Raw genomic sequence first — 16,776 nt, 5'->3', positions numbered from 1 at the left:
TGGTTGATGTTTTTGAGTTCACAGTTTTTAAAAATAACCACTACATAATGGGAATTACGGATGAAAATTAAAAAAGTCGCTGCGGCAATCGCACTTACCTGTGCGTTTAGTGCCGTTAGTCATGCCAATGTTCTACCGCAAAGTCAAAAAGACAGCAGCTGGTACAGTGCCGCACAAACAAAACTAACAACTAAAACAACGCAAGCACAAGCGGTTAAAAGCACCAAAGCTAAAAATGTAATTTTATTTGTTGGCGATGGCATGGGTATTTCTACCTTAACAGCGGCGCGTATTTTACAAGGTCAACGAAACAACCAGCTCGGTGAAGAAGGCTATTTAAGCTTTGAAAAATTCCCGTATTCAGCACAAGTTAAAACCTACAATGTTGACGCACAAACGCCAGATTCAGCAGGCACTATGACAGCAATGATCTCAGGGGTAAAAACCGATGTGGGTGTTATTGGGGTTGATGAGAAGGTTGAACGAGGTAACTGTACAACGGCTATCGGTAATGAATTATTAACAGCCACGGAGCTGGCTGAAATTAAAGGCTTAGCTACCGGTGTTGTTTCAACTGCACGTATCACTCATGCGACACCGGGTGCAACGTATGCTAAATCAGCTGATCGCAACTGGGAAGATATCTCAGACATGCCAGAGGCAGCAGTTAATGCAGGCTGTGAAGATATTGCCTCACAGCTAGTTAACTTTGAAAAAAACCTAGAAGCGCGTTTTATAGGTACCGATGTTGATGGCTTAGACTTTGTAATGGGTGGCGGCCGTCGTCACTTTTTACCTAAAGATGCATCTGCAAATTCAAATGATGCAATGAGCGCCGTAGAAGGCGATCGTACTGATGAGCGCAACCTTGTTACTGAATGGCAAACACAATATCCAAATGGCACTTATGTGATGGATCAAGCTGGGTTTGATGCTATTGCCGATGATGCAACCCAAGTCTTTGGCTTATTTAACGAATCGCACATGCAATACGAAGCTGACCGTGCCAACGATATAGCTGGTGAGCCGTCGCTTACCGATATGACAACTAAAGCGATTGATGTACTGGGTAAAAACGAAAAAGGCTTTTTCTTAACCGTAGAGTCGGGCCGTATTGACCATGCTCACCATGCGGGTAATGCTTTTAACGCACTTAACGACACTATTGAATTTGCAAAAGCCGTTCAAGCTGCCGTTGATAACACCGACCCTGAAGAAACGCTTATTTTAGTTACAGCCGATCACAGCCATGTGTTTACTATTGCAGGTTACCCGAAACGTGGTAACCCAATTTTAGGTAAAGTGGTTGGTGTTGGCCAAACTACACCAACGCTAGCTGCTGATAACATGCCATACACCACAGTAGGTTATGCAAATGGCCTCGGTTTTAGAAACTTAGTTGATGAAACGGATGCAGATGCAAGCTATGAAACAGCTGCGGTTGCAGGACGTGTTGAGCTAAATGGTGTTGATACAAATACGCCAGGTTTTCACCAAGAGGCTACTGTTCCACTTGGCTCTGAAACGCATGCAGGTGAAGATATTTCATTGCATGCAATGGGCCCAGGTGCTCACCTTGCTCAAGGTGTTATAGAACAAAACGTTGTATTTCATTTAATTAATCAAGCTCTTGAACTAACTCAGCAATAATGGCGGCTCACATGAATAAATTAACAGTACTTTCTTTAGCAGTAATGGTCGCATTAACTGGGTGTTCGAGTGATGACGACAAAAACAGTAATAATATTTTAGCGGTAGATAACCAAATCGCAGTAGGCTCAGCACAATGTGTTAATGGCGGCGTAGAAACGCAAAGCGGTGTTGATACCAATACTAATGGGCAATTAGAGAGCAGCGAAGTAACGCACACTAACTTAGTATGTAACGACCCAGCTACCTCATTAACGAGTGAACAGCTCGCTTCATTAAGTAACAATGCTTGGTTTAGCGACGCACAAACTAAACTTGCTAGTGCGCAAGATGCAGCAAGTAAGGTAGTAACAGAGTCAGGTAAAGCGAAAAACGTGATCTTGTTTGTTGGTGATGGTATGGGTATTTCTACCATAACGGCGGCGCGTATTTTAGCGGGGCAGTTGCAGGGTGAGATGGGTGAAGATCACCAATTAAGCTTTGAAACTATGCCGTATTCTGGGTTTGTAAAAACTTATAACGTAGATGCACAAACACCAGATTCTGCCGGTACGATGACAGCAATGGCCTCTGGTGTAAAAACCGATGTGGGTGTAATTGGTATTGATGAAGCGGTTGAGCGTGGTAATTGTGCATCAGGCAAAGGGCATGAGCTTGTTACTTCGTTAGAGCTTGCGGAAATTGCCGGTAAATCTACCGGTATTGTTTCTACGGCACGTATTACCCATGCAACGCCTGCGGCAACTTATGCTAAGTCGGCTGATCGTAACTGGGAAGATATTTCAGATATGCCAGCTTCAGAGTCAGCCAATTGTGAAGATATTGCTTCACAGCTGGTTAATTTTGAAAAGAACTTAGAAGCCCGTTTTAGTGGTGTTGATGTAGACGGAATCGAAGTGGTTATGGGTGGCGGGCGTCGTCATTTTTTACCTAAAGATGCAGCCTTTAATTCTGCAGATGCGGTGAGTGCTGTTGAAGGCGACCGTACTGATGCGCGTAATTTAGTGACAGAATGGCAAACAACTTACCCGACTGGTACTTACGTAATGGATCAAACTGGGTTTGATGCCATTAGCGATGATGCCACAAAGGTATTTGGTTTATTTAACGAATCGCACATGCAATACGAAGCAGACCGTGCCAATGATGTAGCGGGTGAGCCTTCGCTATCGCAAATGACCGAAAAAGCTATTAATGTTTTAGATAACAATGATAAAGGCTTTTTCTTAACAGTTGAGTCGGGCCGTATTGATCACGCCCACCATGCGGGTAACGCTTACAACGCATTAAACGACACTATTGAGTTAGCTAATGCGGTAAAAGTGGCGATGGAAAATACTAACCCAGAAGAAACACTAATCGTGGTCACGGCCGATCACAGCCATGTGTTTACTATTGCTGGTTACCCTAAACGTGGTAACCCAATATTGGGTAAGGTAGTGGGTGTAGGCCAAACTGAGCCAAGTTTAGCGGCCGATGATATGCCTTACACAACGGTTGGCTACACTAATGGTGGTGGCTTTAGAGACTTAGGTAATGAAACCGATGCAGATGTAGGATATAACTTTGCACCGGTTACAGGGCGTGTTGATTTAAGCAATGTTGATACTACAACGCCGGGCTTTCACCAAGAAGCACTTGTGCCACTATCATCAGAAACCCATGCGGGTGAAGATGTGGGGGTGTATGCAATGGGCCCAGGTGCGCATTTAGTAACAGGCACTAATGAGCAAAGCTTTTTGTTCCATGTTATGGACTTTGCTGCTGATTTTGTAAAAGTGGCGGATGAAAAAGTAGCGCAATAAATTAACTTGCTAAACAAACAGCCCGCACACTGTGCGGGCTTTTTTGTGTCATACAAATGCCATTATTAAGCGTTATTTTAGAGTCATAAAGTAATGTTTAACTAAGAGATTACCCCAATGAAAAAGCTATTATTTATATTCTCAGCATTGGCCAGCACGAGTGCGCTCGCCCAGCAGTGCGACATTGATGCTGCGCAACTAAAAGCCGACTATAAAATTACCAATCAGCACAAATCGCAGCACAGCACCCAGTCGCTTACTCTTTGGCGAAACAATCAGCAGGTGGCGCATCAAAGTGAAACACTAACCGAGCTTTGGCAGCAGCTAAGTAATAACCAGCTTCGTCCTATTCGCTACTTTAATGCCGAGCAACGCGGTATTGAGTACCAACCATCGGAGGTACGTGGAGTGCAAAATTGGAGCGCCAAAAGTCAGCTGGTGGATAACCATTTAATTGCAAAAATGACCCTAGTAAGTTCACAAGGTGAGGGTTGTAATGAGGTAAAAAATTATGTGCTTAATGAGGGCGATAACCAATTTAAGCTGACTTTTCTCCCGCAAGCAAAATTAGTTAAAACTTTTAGTGTGACTAATAAAAAAAGTGATACTCAAACCTTGCTTAGCTTAAATGATGTAAACAGTGATACACCTGCAATTAAGGCTCAGTTTGCAAAATGGGATAACTTTCAAACCACCGATTACGCGGATATTGGCGATAACGAAAGCGATCCATTTTTAGCTAAAATGATTAATCTTGGTTTTATAGAGCACGGCGCTACTGGTTTTTATAATCAGCAAGGCGAGGCTATTCAAGGTGGGCATCATCATTAGCATTTTTTGGCTTAACCGTGCTCTCAGTTAAGCCATTTTCATAATCGTTGGCGTCACAGGTATTTAAGTTTTGCCGTGCTTGTTTATCTTGTTGTAATACCTGCTTTAAATCTTCCATACGTTGGCGTACTGCAACGCCGTAGCTGGCATCATCTCCCCAAAGCTCAGAAAGTTGTAACACAGATGCACGGTCATGATCCCTAAATAATTTACCAGCACGCTCAGCGTCTTCTTTGCTATTGCCAAGTAGCTGCAGTGATTCTATGGCTAAGTTAATGGCTGAGTCGACGGTTTCGCGGTTAAACGCATCCACTTTTAGATTCAGTAGTTGATACGCATGGCGACGATCGATTGCGCGCGCCACTATTTTTAATTGTGGGTAGTTTTTATGTGCCAGCTTAATAATTTCAATGGTTTTATCTGGGTTATCAATTGCAACAACCAGCATTTGTGCAGTATGCGCGCCTGCGGCTTCAAGCAGTTCTTGGCGAGCAGCATCACCGTAAAATACGGTGTTACCAAAGCGGCGCAGCAGTTCTATTTGGCTTGGGCTGTGATCAAGTACGGTAATTTCGTAGCCTTGCGCATGTAATAAACGCCCCATAATTTGCCCAAAACGGCCGTATCCGGCAATGATCACATGCTTAGCTGTGCTTATTTGTTCTGGTTTATCAAATTCGGGTGCCGTGCTGCTATAGCTACGCTTTTGAATTTGCTCATACAACATCAGTAGTAAAGGCGCTATTAGCATAGAAACGGCAACCACAAGGGTAACTAAATTGGTTTGCTCTGGGGTTAAAATACTCAAGGTGGTGGTTACACTAAGCAGCACAAACGCAAACTCGCCGCCCTGAGCAAGGGCTAAGGTAAATAGCAGTTGCTGTTTACGACTAATATTAAAAGCCATTGCCAAGGCAAGTAAAATACAGGCTTTAATGACAATTAATAGCACCACTAAGGCAATCACGGTACTGAACTGATTAAACAGCAGTTCAAAATTAATTGATGCACCAACCGTGATAAAAAATAGTCCCAGTAATAAGCCTTTAAAGGGTTCTATATCGGCTTCTAGCTCGTGTCTAAATTCACTTTCGGCCAATACAACTCCGGCTAAAAAAGTACCCAGTGCGGGCGATAAGCCAATACTTTGCATCACCAGCGAAATAGCCACCACTAAAAACAATGCAAAAATTGTGAATATTTCACGCATGTGGGTTTGTGCTATGTATCTAAATAGTGGTGCCGACACATATTTACCGCCAGCAATGATAGCGGCAATAACAGCAACAGAAACCCCAACTTGCTGCCAAATAGGCCAGCCTGCAATGATGGAGTCGCTAATATCTTTTGAGTTACCTTGTGGTGCAAAAGCCAGTAAAGGGAGCAGCGCTAAAATAGGAATAATCGCAATATCTTGAAATAATAAAACTGAAAATGCATTTTGCCCAGCTTCTTGCTTTAACCAGCCTTTTTCTTCTAAGCTTTGCAGCACAATAGCAGTTGAAGACAGTGCGAGCATTAAGCCTATAGCCAGTGCTGTTTGCCAATGCATGGCAAAAAACCAATAACAAAAGGCAAAAATAGCCGCTGCACTTAATACTACCTGCAATCCGCCAAGCCCTAAAATTGAGTGGCGCAGAGTCCACAAACGCGAAGGTTGCAGTTCAAGGCCAACTAAAAATAACATCATCACAACGCCAAATTCAGCAAAGTGCATTACATCAGTTTGGTCACCTACGACTCCTAATGCATAAGGGCCTATCAAAATGCCAGCAATTAAATAACCCAGCACAGAGCCAAGTCCAAGTCGTTTTGCTATAGGAACTGCAACAATGGCGGCAGCTAAGTAAATTAACGCTATTTCTAACACATGCTTACCTTATTAACGTTGAGATAAATAGCATGGCTTAGGTGCGTATAAAATACAATGAGTTACGAAAGTAAAAAGTGCTTTAGCTTACAAGTAAAATTAACTTTACTGGTAGCGGTCACAAAAAGAACGCTTATTTGAGCTTTTTACTGATATGGTATCGTTTATATAACAGACCGTATTTTTTGTTGCAGGAATGACCTTTTTTTTATGATTTCGCTAAATAATGTGTTTTTTACACGCCAAGATGGTGGCTTAAAACGACAAATAATTAATGACTTATCGTTAACTATTTTGCCTGCGGCGCACATTGCCTTACTAGGTGATAGTGGCTCGGGTAAAACAACATTATTAAATTTATTAGCCGGTTTACTGTCTCCAGATGCAGGAACTATTACGGTTAATAAACAAAAAATTAGTGAATTGAGTGCCAATGAGCTTGCGCTTTATCGGCGTAAAATAGGTATTATTTTTCAGCATTACCAATTACTCAGCCCGTTAAATGTGAAAGACAATATGTGCTTTCAAGCAAGGCTTAATGGGTTATCGCCTAGCGACGATGAAGTAAATACGATGGCTAAAAAACTGGGTTTAGAAGGCAAGCTTACAGCAATGCCTGAACAACTCTCAGGTGGCGAGCAGCAACGGGTGGGCATAGGCCGTGCGCTATTAAATAAGCCTAAGCTGTTATTGGCTGATGAACCTACGGGTAACCTTGATGCCGCTCGCTCACTCGATATAGTTACGCTACTAAAAAACCTGTGCGAAGAGCAGCAAATAATACTTATTATGGTCACTCATAGTCAGCGATTGGCCGATCAGTTTGCTACGCAATTGTTTTTAAAAGATGGCCAAATTAATGGCTGAGCTTAAACTTATATTAATAACGTATATGCAGTTTTATCGCCGTCATGTAGGGCTGTTATTCCTGTTTTTCATTGGTTTTAGTTTAGGCGCGGCGCTACTTACTGCAATACAGGGCTTAAATTTAGAGGCCGGTAAACGCTATCAACAAACCACAGCACTAATTGCAAACCCAGTGACGCATTTTGTTCGCCCTGTGCTAGGTGAAAATAGGTTGCCCAACAGTATGTGGTCGCGTATGAGGGCGGCTGGCTTTACGCAGGTTCAACCGGTTTTAGAGGGCGTAATTGAAACCAATAAGCAGCAAAAACTCGCGATTAGAGGCGTCAATTTATTACAGTGGCTTACAGAAAATACCGGCGGCTCAGCATCAACAACCAACAATCGTTATTCTGGGTTTGAACAGATACTAAATACTGTTTATATCGACCCTAAATTAATGCAGCGGCTAAATTTAAAAAACAGCCGCATTAATATAAACATGGGCGATTCCACTGTTACTTTAGCGGTAAGCGAATTACAAGGTTTAGGCATGACCATGCTGGTGGATATTAGCCTTGCCGACAAGTTACTGCGCGCAAATGGGGCAATTAGTTACTTTGAAGTAAGTGGCTTCAATAACAAACAAGCAGCCCAGTTAAACGTATTGTTAGGCGAGCAAGCACGGCTTGAAGCTGCGCAAGAGCAAGCTTTTGATGCGCTCTCTGAGGCATTTTTCTTTAATTTACAAGCGCTGGCTTTGTTAGGTTATGTGGTGGGTGCGTTTTTAAGTTTTAATGCAATTAAGCTGGCATACAATGCGCGTGCTCACTTGCAGCAGCAAATGTGGGTGCTGGGTTGTCAAAGGTCGGTGTTAATTAAAGCGCTGGTTATTGAATTAACGGTGCTTAGTTTTTTTGCTGCAGTATTAGGTGCATTATTAGGCGCGGCACTGGCAAACGCCTTAGTTATGGATGTATCGGCGACTCTTCGAGGGCTTTACCAACTAGACAGAAGCTTTGTAGTAAGCCTTGATAGCAGTATGATTGTCAGCGGTTTTACACTTAATATTGTTGTTTTGTTGGGGTTTTTAGCCAGTCAATCGGCTCGATTAAGTACTTTTTTAGCGCGTATTAAATGGCTAATGTTTGCGTTAGCTATTTGTGCAGCCAGTTACTTAGCGCTAACGGCAAATACCAAAATAAGCGCCTTATTGCTGTGTGTTTGTGTGTTACTGCTCTTTTTTGTTATTACGCCACCGGTAGTTAAAGCCGTTTTTAAATTGCCATGGCCAACACAAAATCCCATTATTCACTGGTTAAAAGCCGATAGCCTAGTGCAATTACCCGCATTACTAAGCTCGGTACTCGCTATTTTAATGGCTATGGGAGCCGCCGTAGGTATGCAGATTATGGTTGGCAGTTTTAGTGACACCTTAGATACACACCTTGAAAAACGCCTAAGCGCCGATTTATACGTAAGGCCCGATCAAAACATTCAAGCGTTAGGGGCTAAATTGCGTGAACTCCCAGAGGTCGAAAAAGTAGGCGTATATTGGTCAGCTAACAGTGAGCTTAAAACATCTAAAAATAGAATTGCTGTTGATGTTATGGCATTTGGTGCAACGGCCAGCTACAACCAACACCTTACTTTGTTAAACAATAAAGCACCTACATCTGCAGTATTTGAAAAAAACAAAAACGGGGTGGTGGGTTGCTTAGTGAACGAACCCGCCTTGCTGCAGTATTCGCTTAAAGTAGGTGATGTAATAACCCTAAAACAGCATATTAATACACTAACGTGCCAAGTACGTGCTGCCTATTTTGATTACGGCGAGCAAGGGTTAAATGTTGTTGTAACAACTAATGCATTATTGAATAGCAGCTTAAATTACACTGAGTATGGTTTATCGCTTTGGCTAAATCCAAATAGCGACGTAGACGCCATGGCCGAATATATTCAAAAGCAGCACCAATTAGATAGTCAGCAAGTTATTGCGAACCAGCAGTTTAAGCGTTTTGCAAAACAGTTATTTGGTAAAACTTTTTATGTTACTCAGGCGCTTAATATATTTATTATGCTGATTGCATTATTTGGCATGTGGGTAAGCTTTTTAACTTTAGGGCGCGGGCAATTACAGCCCATGGCGGTATTACAAACGCTGGGTGTCACCCAACAGCAATTATTGGGAGCAAAAGTACTGCAAGCTGCACTTATTATTTTAACCACCTTGTTATTAGCCATACCACTGGGGCTTAGCCTTGGATGGGTACTATTAACTTACGTCATGCCAATTGCCTTTGGTTGGACCATGGCCATGACCGTTAATTGGCTGCAATTAGCTGGCTTTACGGTGCTTATGTTTATGTTAGCTTTATTTGTGAGCGCGTTACCGCTAATAAAATTAACGCGAAGCGCCGTTGCCGATAATGTTGCCAAGCTATAGGACTTACATGAATAGACTAAAAGCAGCCGTTACCTTTATTTTTATTGGCGCATTAAGCGCGTGCCAGCCCGAAGCAGAGCAAGTAAATCAAAATAAACCAATGCATAGCGGGTTTGCACAACAATTTGGTGAACCTGTAAACAAAAACCAAGGACTGAGCTTTCCACGCGATCATGGGGCGCATCATCAACAAGGAATTGAATGGTGGTACGTAACTGCTAATTTAAAAGCAGATAATGGCGACACCTTTGGTGTGCAATGGACTTTATTTAGGCTCTCGGTTGATGAGCAAAGCACACAAACAGAACCATCGCCTTGGTGGAATGGGCAGCTTTACTTTGCTCACTTTGCAATACAAACCGATACCCAGCATCAGGCGTTCGAGAAATATGGCCGCTCGGGGCAAGTAAATATAACAGCACAGCCATTTGAGGCTCGCCTAGATGATTGGCAGCTAGCAAGTAAAAAAGCAGCATTTTTACCGCTTAGCTTAAAGGCACAGCAGGAAAATTACAGTGCAAACCTGGTGCTGGCTAATAGCCCGCTTGTAAAGCATGGCGAGCAAGGTTATAGCCAAAAAACCCACCAGGGGCATGCCTCTTACTATTACAGCTATCCGTTTCTACAAGCCAAAGGCGACATCACATTTGCGGGTAAAACTTTTAAAGTAACTGGAGATGCTTGGTTAGACAGAGAGTGGTCTTCGGCGTTAATCGATCCTACCCAAAATGGTTGGGACTGGTTTAGCATTCAGGCCGATGATAAAAAACAGGGTGGCTTGATGGCATTTTGTATTCGTAATGGCCAACAAAGTTATGATTACTGCAATGCATCGCACATTACGTCCGATGGACAAGTACGCGCTATTGACAATAACGACGTGACTTTGCAGATATTAAAAACATCTGAGCTTACAACCCAAACAACGCAAAGTAGTAAAACCTATCCAGTTAAGTGGCACCTCAAGGTTAAAGGGTTTGAGCCTATTATAATTGAAGCGCGTAACCCCGATTCACGTAATCAATTGAGCATCCCCTACTGGGAGGGGCGAATTAAAACCCAAGGTGGTTTTAAAGGTAAAGGTTATGCAGAGTTGGTTGGCTATTAGCGGGTTATAAAACGGCTTTCAAAAAATGCACTTAAACCAAGGCTAAGTGCATTTTTATTAAGGGCTTAGTATATTAACCTGAACTCTGGATAATAAATCTATCTCAAGCAGCTATTTTGAGCGCTAACTGCGTTGAATTTACTTGCAATAGACTAGCTATTGACGCGTAATTTCGCCTTGTTTTCACTGAAAATCTCTGGCTAGAGAAAACAAACATAAATATCATTTTGATTCAATATTTTAGTAAATCTCTTAACCAGAGTTCAGGTTATATTAGTCTAGCTTTACTGAACCAGAGATATTATCGATGCTAACATCACCAGAGCCTGCTTCTGTAATTGTTAGCCCTTTAGCGTGATTAACGCGAATATCGCCAGAGCCATCTTCAATAGTCACGCTTGAGCCAATATGTTCAATCAGCATATCTCCTGAGTTATCGTCTATGGTCACTGCGCCATTAATATGTTTAATAGTTATGCCGCCCGAGCCATCTTCAACGTTTAATGCACCCGTTACATTAGTAACTTGCATTTCGCCTGAGCCATCTTCAATTGCGACATTACCACTGACATTATCAATATCAATGCTGCCTGAGCCATCATTTAATGCTAAATCGCCGACTACATTTTTTACGTAAATACTGCCCGAGTCATCGTCAATATTTAAGTTTTTAGCACTATTAATATTAATGCTACCAGAGCCATCTTTTACATCTATATTGCTTTGCATCGCGTTAATAACAATATCGCCTGAACCGTCGTTAATATCTAAATTTAGGGTGTTAGGTACGGTAACAACTAAATTGATACTTGGCGATTGTCCGCTGTAAAAGCTAATCCCATTATTACTTTTATTTTGTGCAACAAGTTTTGCTTGTGTACCGCTTTTCTCAAGGGTGAGTTCGTATTCATCGTCAATGTCGGCGGTGTAAATGATGGCATCAACGCTAATATTGGTTGCAGTATTAGAGCCCTGAATTTCGAGCGAACCGGCACCACTCAATACTGTTAAATACTCAAGGTTATTACTTGGTAATGTAAGCTGCTGAGTTTGTTTTACTGATGCGACACTGGGCGATATATGAAATACACAACCGCTGAGTAATAAAATACCGCTAATTAGTGAAACGGGCTTAGTGAAGTTGAATAGAGTTGATGCGCTCATGTTTAGTCCTTTGATAATGATTATTTTAGTTAATATACAAAGTATAGAGCAAAAATGAGGCCGAAATGTAAGTTATTGTTTTATATGTAATGACAATAATTGCTAAAAAGATAAAATGCCAAAATATGGTTAAAAATACTAAATGTTAATAAAAAGGATGCACGATGCATCCTTTTGTAATTACTCAATTTTTAATGGGTGCTTTACTTAAAAGCGGTAAGTAATGTTACCGTATAAAAAACGCCCATCTAAACTGTAGGGTGTATAAGGCGTATATGGAAATATTTGGCCAAAGTTAGAGTAGCCAATGTTATCTACCGTTGCTTGTGGGTACTGATCAAACAGGTTATTCGCACCTACTGCAAACTTCCACGCATCGTTAGGGCGATAGGCAACTTCTAAATCAGTAATCCATTTAGCGTCTAGGTATTCATCGCGCTCGCTGGTGGTTGAAATATCTGCCACTTCCCCATAGCGAGTTGCACGCAAGGTTGTTTGCCATTGGTTAAAGCTCCAAACGGCTGATAGGTTTAGCTTGTTATCGGGTGTGCCTTGCTCAAAACGACCGACTTCACGACGGGCAAATACCACATAGTCATCGCCTAGAGAATTTAGCTCGCTTGGGTTTGCATCTACATGAGTCACTTCGGTGTCATTAATGTTTGCCGCCGCATTTAAGCGCACATCACCCAATGCATTTAAATCAAGTGTGTACGTTGCCACAATATCAACACCTTGCGTGCGCGAATTGATGGCGTTGGTAAAGTAACGCACGCTTTCGGTATTTAGTTCGCCCGCATTGGCGAGAATTTGCTGTACAGCGTCACCGCTTAAGTTTTCAGAGAGTACAATCCGGTCATCAATATCAATGCGGTACGCATCAACCGTTAAGCTAAAGTTACCTTGGGTGTAAACAAATCCAGCGGTAACGTTAACCGAGTCTTCGGCATCGAGCTGCTTTGCACCTAACGCTTGCGCTGCAGGTGCAGAGCTTGGAAATAGGCCAACTTCAAAAGGCTGGTTATTTTCGAGAATAGTCGATATTTGACGGTACGAGCTTTGTGCAAGTGACGGCGCACGAAACCCAGTACTGGCAGCACCACGTAATGATAGGTTGTCGTTAATACTGTAACGCGTGGCTAATTTTGAAGTAAATGTGTTACCAAAATCGCTGTAATCTTCATAACGACTGGCTAAAACCACATTCCATTTGTCAGTTAAATAAGTATCAAATTCAGCAAATACAGCGACATTATGGCGACTTTCATTGGTTGCGCTTTGCGGCCCAAAACCAGGAAGCACCTGTGCACCGCCAGCAGCAATTGGGTTACCGTTGTTATCAAGCGCAGTAATATAAGAGGCTTCCTCGCCTTGCTCTATTTTATAGCTTTCACGGCGGTATTCAGCACCAATAGTGAAAAACACATCATCGGGTAGACCAAAATCAACGCTAGTATTGGCATCAAAGTTAACTAAAAATTGATCGTAAATCATGGCGCCGTTATCAAACTCAGTTTGGCTATTAGTACCTAGCGAAGTATTTAGGCTATTTACAACCCCTAAGCCAAAGTCATTTCGACCATAGTTAGTGCTTACATCCCACGCCCAATCGCCACTATCGCCTTGTAAACCAAGTGCCAGCGAGTAATCTTTTACGTCCGTAGCAATTTGTGGCAAAAAGCCATTGGGGTAGAGCTCTAAAACATTGCGGCTGTCTTTTGCACGGCGGTAAAATCCGCCCGAGTTACCTTCACGCTCAGAATAGCTACCAAACGAATAAACATTAAAGCCATTCTCTAAGTCGTATCCCATGTTATAAAACAACGCGTAATCTTCCAGCGCTGCTTTACCAAAACGATGATTATAGCGATCAATTGTAAATTCGCGTGGGTCTAGGCTGCCATCATCTAGGCGGCTGTATTGTTCGCGCGGATCAAAGCCAGAGCGTTGAGTTGAGTCGTTATCACGGTATTCAATCGAGACGTTTAAAAAGCCATTGTCTGCCAGTGAAAAACCAGAATTTGCGCTAATTGTGCGGGTATTACCGTCGTTAACGTGACGATCGTCGCCTAAATTAAAAGCAAGGTTACCGTTCTCATCAGCATAAGTGCTATTTAGTTGTGGTACACCGGCCATTTGGCTGTCGTATTGGCCATAAGTTACGCTAACACTACCGCCTTCGGTTGCATCTTTTAAGACAATATTGATTACACCCGCAATGGCGTCAGAACCATATTGTGCTGCTGCCCCATCACGTAGTACCTCAACACGCTTAATTGCAGAGGTGGGGATCATGTTTAAATCAACCGCAGTAGAGCCGCGACCAACCGTACCGCCTAAATTTAATAACGCACCAGAGTGGCGGCGTTTACCATTAATAAGTACTAGGGTGTGATCAGGTGCAAGGCCTCTTAAAACCGCTGGGCGAGCATGATCGGTACCATCAGACAGTGTGGCACTTGGGTAGTTAAAGCTTGGTACTTGGTTAGCGAGCACTTGGCTAATTTCAAGTTGGCCGGTGCTTGCCATATCGTCGCTGCTAATAATATCTACAGGCACGGTACTTTGCGCAATACTGCGCAAACTGCGGCGTGTGCCTGTTACTGAAATTACTTCGATATTTTCTTCCACTTGGTTAGTTTGCTCAGCCGCATTAGCTGCTGAAAAAGAGGCGCTAAGTGCGGTGGTAATAGCCAAGCTAAGTGCTAATTTTTTATTAGCTGATAAATGCTGAAAAGTCATTAAGCGTGCCTTGAAGATTTTGAAAGGGGCGCATCATATAGAAGCGGCTAGTGCATCGCAAAGATCTAAATTGACTATGTTATTCAACTATTTTTATAAAAATAAGTGATCGGAATAACAGATTGAAATAGGAACAAAAAAGGAGGCTAAAATATAGGATTATGCTTATGTAGGCAGTGAAAGTGGCTAACTTGGTTTAAAGCCTTGCTAAAAGATTTTAATTATAAAGAAGCTACAGGCCAAACTATTAATGTGGCCTGTAGGGAATTAAAAAGTTACTCAGGTGCTACTTCGAGGGTTGTAAATAGTGCATAGCGACCTACGTCTACGCCAGCTTCATTGACGGTTACTTTTTGAGACGTTTCAATTAGGTATAAACCAGGCTGTTGCCAAGTGGTGGCAAAAAAACCGTCTTTATCTGTGGTTACTTTAATCTCACCGCGAGTATTACGATAGCGTGTATCACCTTTTAAAATACTTATTTCAATCCCTTCGCCAACCGGCTTGCCATCGCTTAGTAGTTGAAAGCGTGCTTGCTCACCAACAAATAAGTCGTTTGGATGGGTAGGCCCACTTAACTCCAAGCCTTGACCTAATAGTGCCGGTTTAGACGTGCCATTGTGGCTAACAAAGGTATCGACGGTAGAGATGGTTTTAATTGTGGTGATATCGCTGGCGTCTTTAGGTAAGTTGGCATCTGTTTTTTTAGCGAATACACGGCTTCGCTCGCCTGCTGCATTTTTGTAAAATGTCATGTACATAGGCTTTTGCGTCATCGCAATATGATAGGTGCCTTGTTGCTGAAGTTTTACTGCAGCAGAGCTTTTGCGTTGAAGGTAATAGGCACGAATGGTGTCGGTAACTTGCTCGCCATTTGGGGCTAGCGCCATTAATAATGAATCGTCGTACTCTGCGCCTTTTATGCTTGGACTAAATGCTTTATCAGGTGCAAAAATTTCGTTAGAAATACTCGTATCAATCATAACATAATGCGCTTTATCGCCAGAAAGCGAGGTATGCGAAGGGAGTAACCAGCGGCCATGTGCACTTGCGGTTGTTGATACCAGCGCTGATAAACTCAGTGCGCCAATGAGTGCTGTTTTTAATAAATTAACGTTCATTATTTTTCCTTTAAATTTGAATGATAAGTAGGTACTACCTAGCGCTTACAGTGACAAAGCTGGTTGAAAATTCGTTTTTACCATCAATAGTTATTTTCTCTGATTGGGTTAAATCAAGCTCAATGCGGCTGTAATCACGCCCACCTTCTTCGCGAACAACTTCAACATTAAGTAGGTACTTGCCGGGTGTTACGGGGTTACCGTTTAGATCCTTGCCATCCCAGCCAATTGTGTATGTGCCCGCACGCTTGGTAGCGCTACTAACCCCATCGAAGTTTGCATCACTTTTACCTGCTTTACGCCACCATTGGCGTAGGTCTTTAAACCATTCCGCTTTTTGTACCCAAAGCGCTAAAGTTGTGACATGTTTACGCTCTGGTGTTTCCAGCCATACAGCAACATAAGGGCGGTGGTAGGGTTGCACGCTTAAATCGGTAAGAGTTAATTCAACGTCTAACCTTGGCGATTGTGCATAAGCATTAATTTGAAATAGTGCGGCGACTAACAGCGTGATGCTTAGCCATGGTTTAATTTTAAACATTAAGACACTCCTTTTATTTGTGGCACCCAACACAGGTAAATAACGATAGGTGTTGCTACACCTAAGGCGGTTATCCATATTCCTGCTAAGCGTTTTTTTCTGTTTTGAAATAAAATAATCATGCCGGTGATGGCAAATAGAATCATCAGCACTGCAGATATATCAATAACCCAGCTCCATACATCACCGCTGTAACGACCTTTATGTAAATCGCCAATAACACTTAAAAACCCCCCGGTTTGATAATCGAGTAACAGTTCGCCACTAATAAAATCAAACTCTGCGTAGGCGTAGCCTGCCGGTAATGGGTAGTCGAGCAGGACCAGTGAATCTTGCTTTTCCCACTCAATACTTTTTACTTTATTCAGCCCATACTGCTTGGCGAGGTAAGCTTCTATTTGGGGGTAAATAGCAGGTAGGGTGTTTAATTCTGTTTGTGCTTTTGCAAGTAGTTCAGCTGGAATTGCTGCGGTAATTTGGCCGTTGTTTTTATCGTTTTTTAACCAGTCAACATGGTTTAGCACTATGCCGCTTACGCAAAATAGAATAAGTAAAAAAAACAAAGCGGTAGAAATATAGATATGCAAAGCACGACTCGTACTATATAAAGCGCGTTTATTAACAAAGGGCATAAAAGGTACAGATTTAATTAATT

Annotated in this window: 12 protein-coding genes; 6 read left to right on the top strand and 6 right to left on the bottom strand. The window is 42.4% G+C overall.

Annotation, left to right across the window (positions count from 1 at the left end; translation table 11 throughout):
- Positions 1-60 precede the first annotated feature (60 nt).
- The 3 genes from B1F84_RS14940 to B1F84_RS14930 all read left to right on the top strand — a co-directional run bounded on the left by B1F84_RS14940 (position 61) and on the right by B1F84_RS14930 (position 4,286).
- Complete coding sequence (locus B1F84_RS14940) at positions 61-1,650, top strand: alkaline phosphatase (RefSeq protein ID WP_010392195.1); 1,590 nt, start codon at positions 61-63, stop codon at positions 1,648-1,650.
- A gap of 11 nt (positions 1,651-1,661) precedes the next feature.
- Positions 1,662-3,455 (top strand): alkaline phosphatase, encoded by a 1,794-nt coding sequence (locus B1F84_RS14935; protein WP_131691866.1) that lies wholly within the window; start codon positions 1,662-1,664, stop codon positions 3,453-3,455.
- 117 nt (positions 3,456-3,572) lie between these two features.
- The gene (locus B1F84_RS14930; RefSeq protein WP_008466765.1) at positions 3,573-4,286 is read left to right on the top strand and encodes a hypothetical protein; all 714 of its coding nucleotides are present in this window, start codon (positions 3,573-3,575) and stop codon (positions 4,284-4,286) included.
- Here B1F84_RS14930 and B1F84_RS14925 read toward each other — a convergent pair.
- Positions 4,261-6,156, bottom strand: coding sequence for a monovalent cation:proton antiporter-2 (CPA2) family protein (locus B1F84_RS14925; RefSeq protein WP_131691865.1), 1,896 nt, complete (start codon positions 6,154-6,156; stop codon positions 4,261-4,263). The two genes, B1F84_RS14930 and B1F84_RS14925, sit on opposite strands and share 26 nt — an antisense overlap.
- Positions 6,157-6,366: 210 nt before the next feature.
- Here B1F84_RS14925 and B1F84_RS14920 point away from each other — a divergent pair, with 210 nt between their 5' ends.
- From B1F84_RS14920 to B1F84_RS14910, 3 genes are read left to right on the top strand one after another with little or no spacing between them, the layout of a single operon-like run.
- Complete coding sequence (locus B1F84_RS14920; protein ID WP_131691864.1) at positions 6,367-7,023, top strand: ATP-binding cassette domain-containing protein; 657 nt, start codon at positions 6,367-6,369, stop codon at positions 7,021-7,023.
- On the top strand, positions 7,016-9,445 hold the full coding sequence (locus tag B1F84_RS14915; protein ID WP_131691863.1) for an FtsX-like permease family protein: 2,430 nt from the start codon (positions 7,016-7,018) through the stop codon (positions 9,443-9,445). The genes B1F84_RS14920 and B1F84_RS14915 overlap by 8 nt, the downstream gene beginning before the upstream one ends.
- Before the next feature lie 7 nt (positions 9,446-9,452).
- Positions 9,453-10,553 carry a lipocalin-like domain-containing protein gene (locus B1F84_RS14910; RefSeq protein ID WP_131691862.1) on the top strand — a complete coding sequence of 367 codons (1,101 nt, stop codon included), beginning with the start codon at positions 9,453-9,455 and terminating at the stop codon, positions 10,551-10,553.
- A 273-nt stretch (positions 10,554-10,826) separates the two neighbouring features.
- Here the strand turns inward: B1F84_RS14910 and B1F84_RS14905 are convergent, their stop codons facing one another.
- The 5 genes from B1F84_RS14905 to B1F84_RS14885 form a co-directional block, all read right to left on the bottom strand.
- On the bottom strand, positions 10,827-11,717 hold the full coding sequence (locus B1F84_RS14905; protein ID WP_131691861.1) for a hypothetical protein: 891 nt from the start codon (positions 11,715-11,717) through the stop codon (positions 10,827-10,829).
- A gap of 207 nt (positions 11,718-11,924) precedes the next feature.
- Entirely contained in the window at positions 11,925-14,459 is a 2,535-nt protein-coding gene (locus B1F84_RS14900) for a TonB-dependent receptor (protein ID WP_131691860.1), read from the bottom strand.
- A 275-nt stretch (positions 14,460-14,734) separates the two neighbouring features.
- A complete protein-coding gene (locus tag B1F84_RS14895) occupies positions 14,735-15,580 on the bottom strand; it encodes a DUF4198 domain-containing protein (protein WP_131691859.1) in 846 nt (281 codons plus the stop codon).
- 34 nt (positions 15,581-15,614) lie between these two features.
- Complete coding sequence (locus B1F84_RS14890) at positions 15,615-16,121, bottom strand: DUF2271 domain-containing protein (RefSeq protein ID WP_131691858.1); 507 nt, start codon at positions 16,119-16,121, stop codon at positions 15,615-15,617.
- The gene (locus B1F84_RS14885) at positions 16,121-16,753 is read right to left on the bottom strand and encodes a PepSY-associated TM helix domain-containing protein (RefSeq protein WP_131691857.1); all 633 of its coding nucleotides are present in this window, start codon (positions 16,751-16,753) and stop codon (positions 16,121-16,123) included. The genes B1F84_RS14890 and B1F84_RS14885 overlap by 1 nt, the downstream gene beginning before the upstream one ends.
- Between the last annotated feature and the right edge of the window lie 23 nt (positions 16,754-16,776).

This window comes from Pseudoalteromonas sp. DL-6, assembly GCF_004328665.1.
Classification (GTDB): domain Bacteria; phylum Pseudomonadota; class Gammaproteobacteria; order Enterobacterales; family Alteromonadaceae; genus Pseudoalteromonas.
The sequence above is the reverse complement of the archived record's forward strand: the minus strand, read 5'-3'. Positions and strand labels throughout refer to the sequence as shown.

Coding starts and splice junctions, on each gene's coding strand:
- B1F84_RS14940 (WP_010392195.1), top strand. CDS start 61: ATGAAAATTAAAAAAGTCGCTGCGGCAATCGCACTTACCTGTGCGTTT.
- B1F84_RS14935 (WP_131691866.1), top strand. CDS start 1,662: ATGAATAAATTAACAGTACTTTCTTTAGCAGTAATGGTCGCATTAACT.
- B1F84_RS14930 (WP_008466765.1), top strand. CDS start 3,573: ATGAAAAAGCTATTATTTATATTCTCAGCATTGGCCAGCACGAGTGCG.
- B1F84_RS14920 (WP_131691864.1), top strand. CDS start 6,367: ATGATTTCGCTAAATAATGTGTTTTTTACACGCCAAGATGGTGGCTTA.
- B1F84_RS14915 (WP_131691863.1), top strand. CDS start 7,016: ATGGCTGAGCTTAAACTTATATTAATAACGTATATGCAGTTTTATCGC.
- B1F84_RS14910 (WP_131691862.1), top strand. CDS start 9,453: ATGAATAGACTAAAAGCAGCCGTTACCTTTATTTTTATTGGCGCATTA.
- B1F84_RS14905 (WP_131691861.1), bottom strand. CDS start 11,717: ATGAGCGCATCAACTCTATTCAACTTCACTAAGCCCGTTTCACTAATT.
- B1F84_RS14900 (WP_131691860.1), bottom strand. CDS start 14,459: ATGACTTTTCAGCATTTATCAGCTAATAAAAAATTAGCACTTAGCTTG.
- B1F84_RS14895 (WP_131691859.1), bottom strand. CDS start 15,580: ATGAACGTTAATTTATTAAAAACAGCACTCATTGGCGCACTGAGTTTA.
- B1F84_RS14890 (WP_131691858.1), bottom strand. CDS start 16,121: ATGTTTAAAATTAAACCATGGCTAAGCATCACGCTGTTAGTCGCCGCA.
- B1F84_RS14885 (WP_131691857.1), bottom strand. CDS start 16,753: ATGCCCTTTGTTAATAAACGCGCTTTATATAGTACGAGTCGTGCTTTG.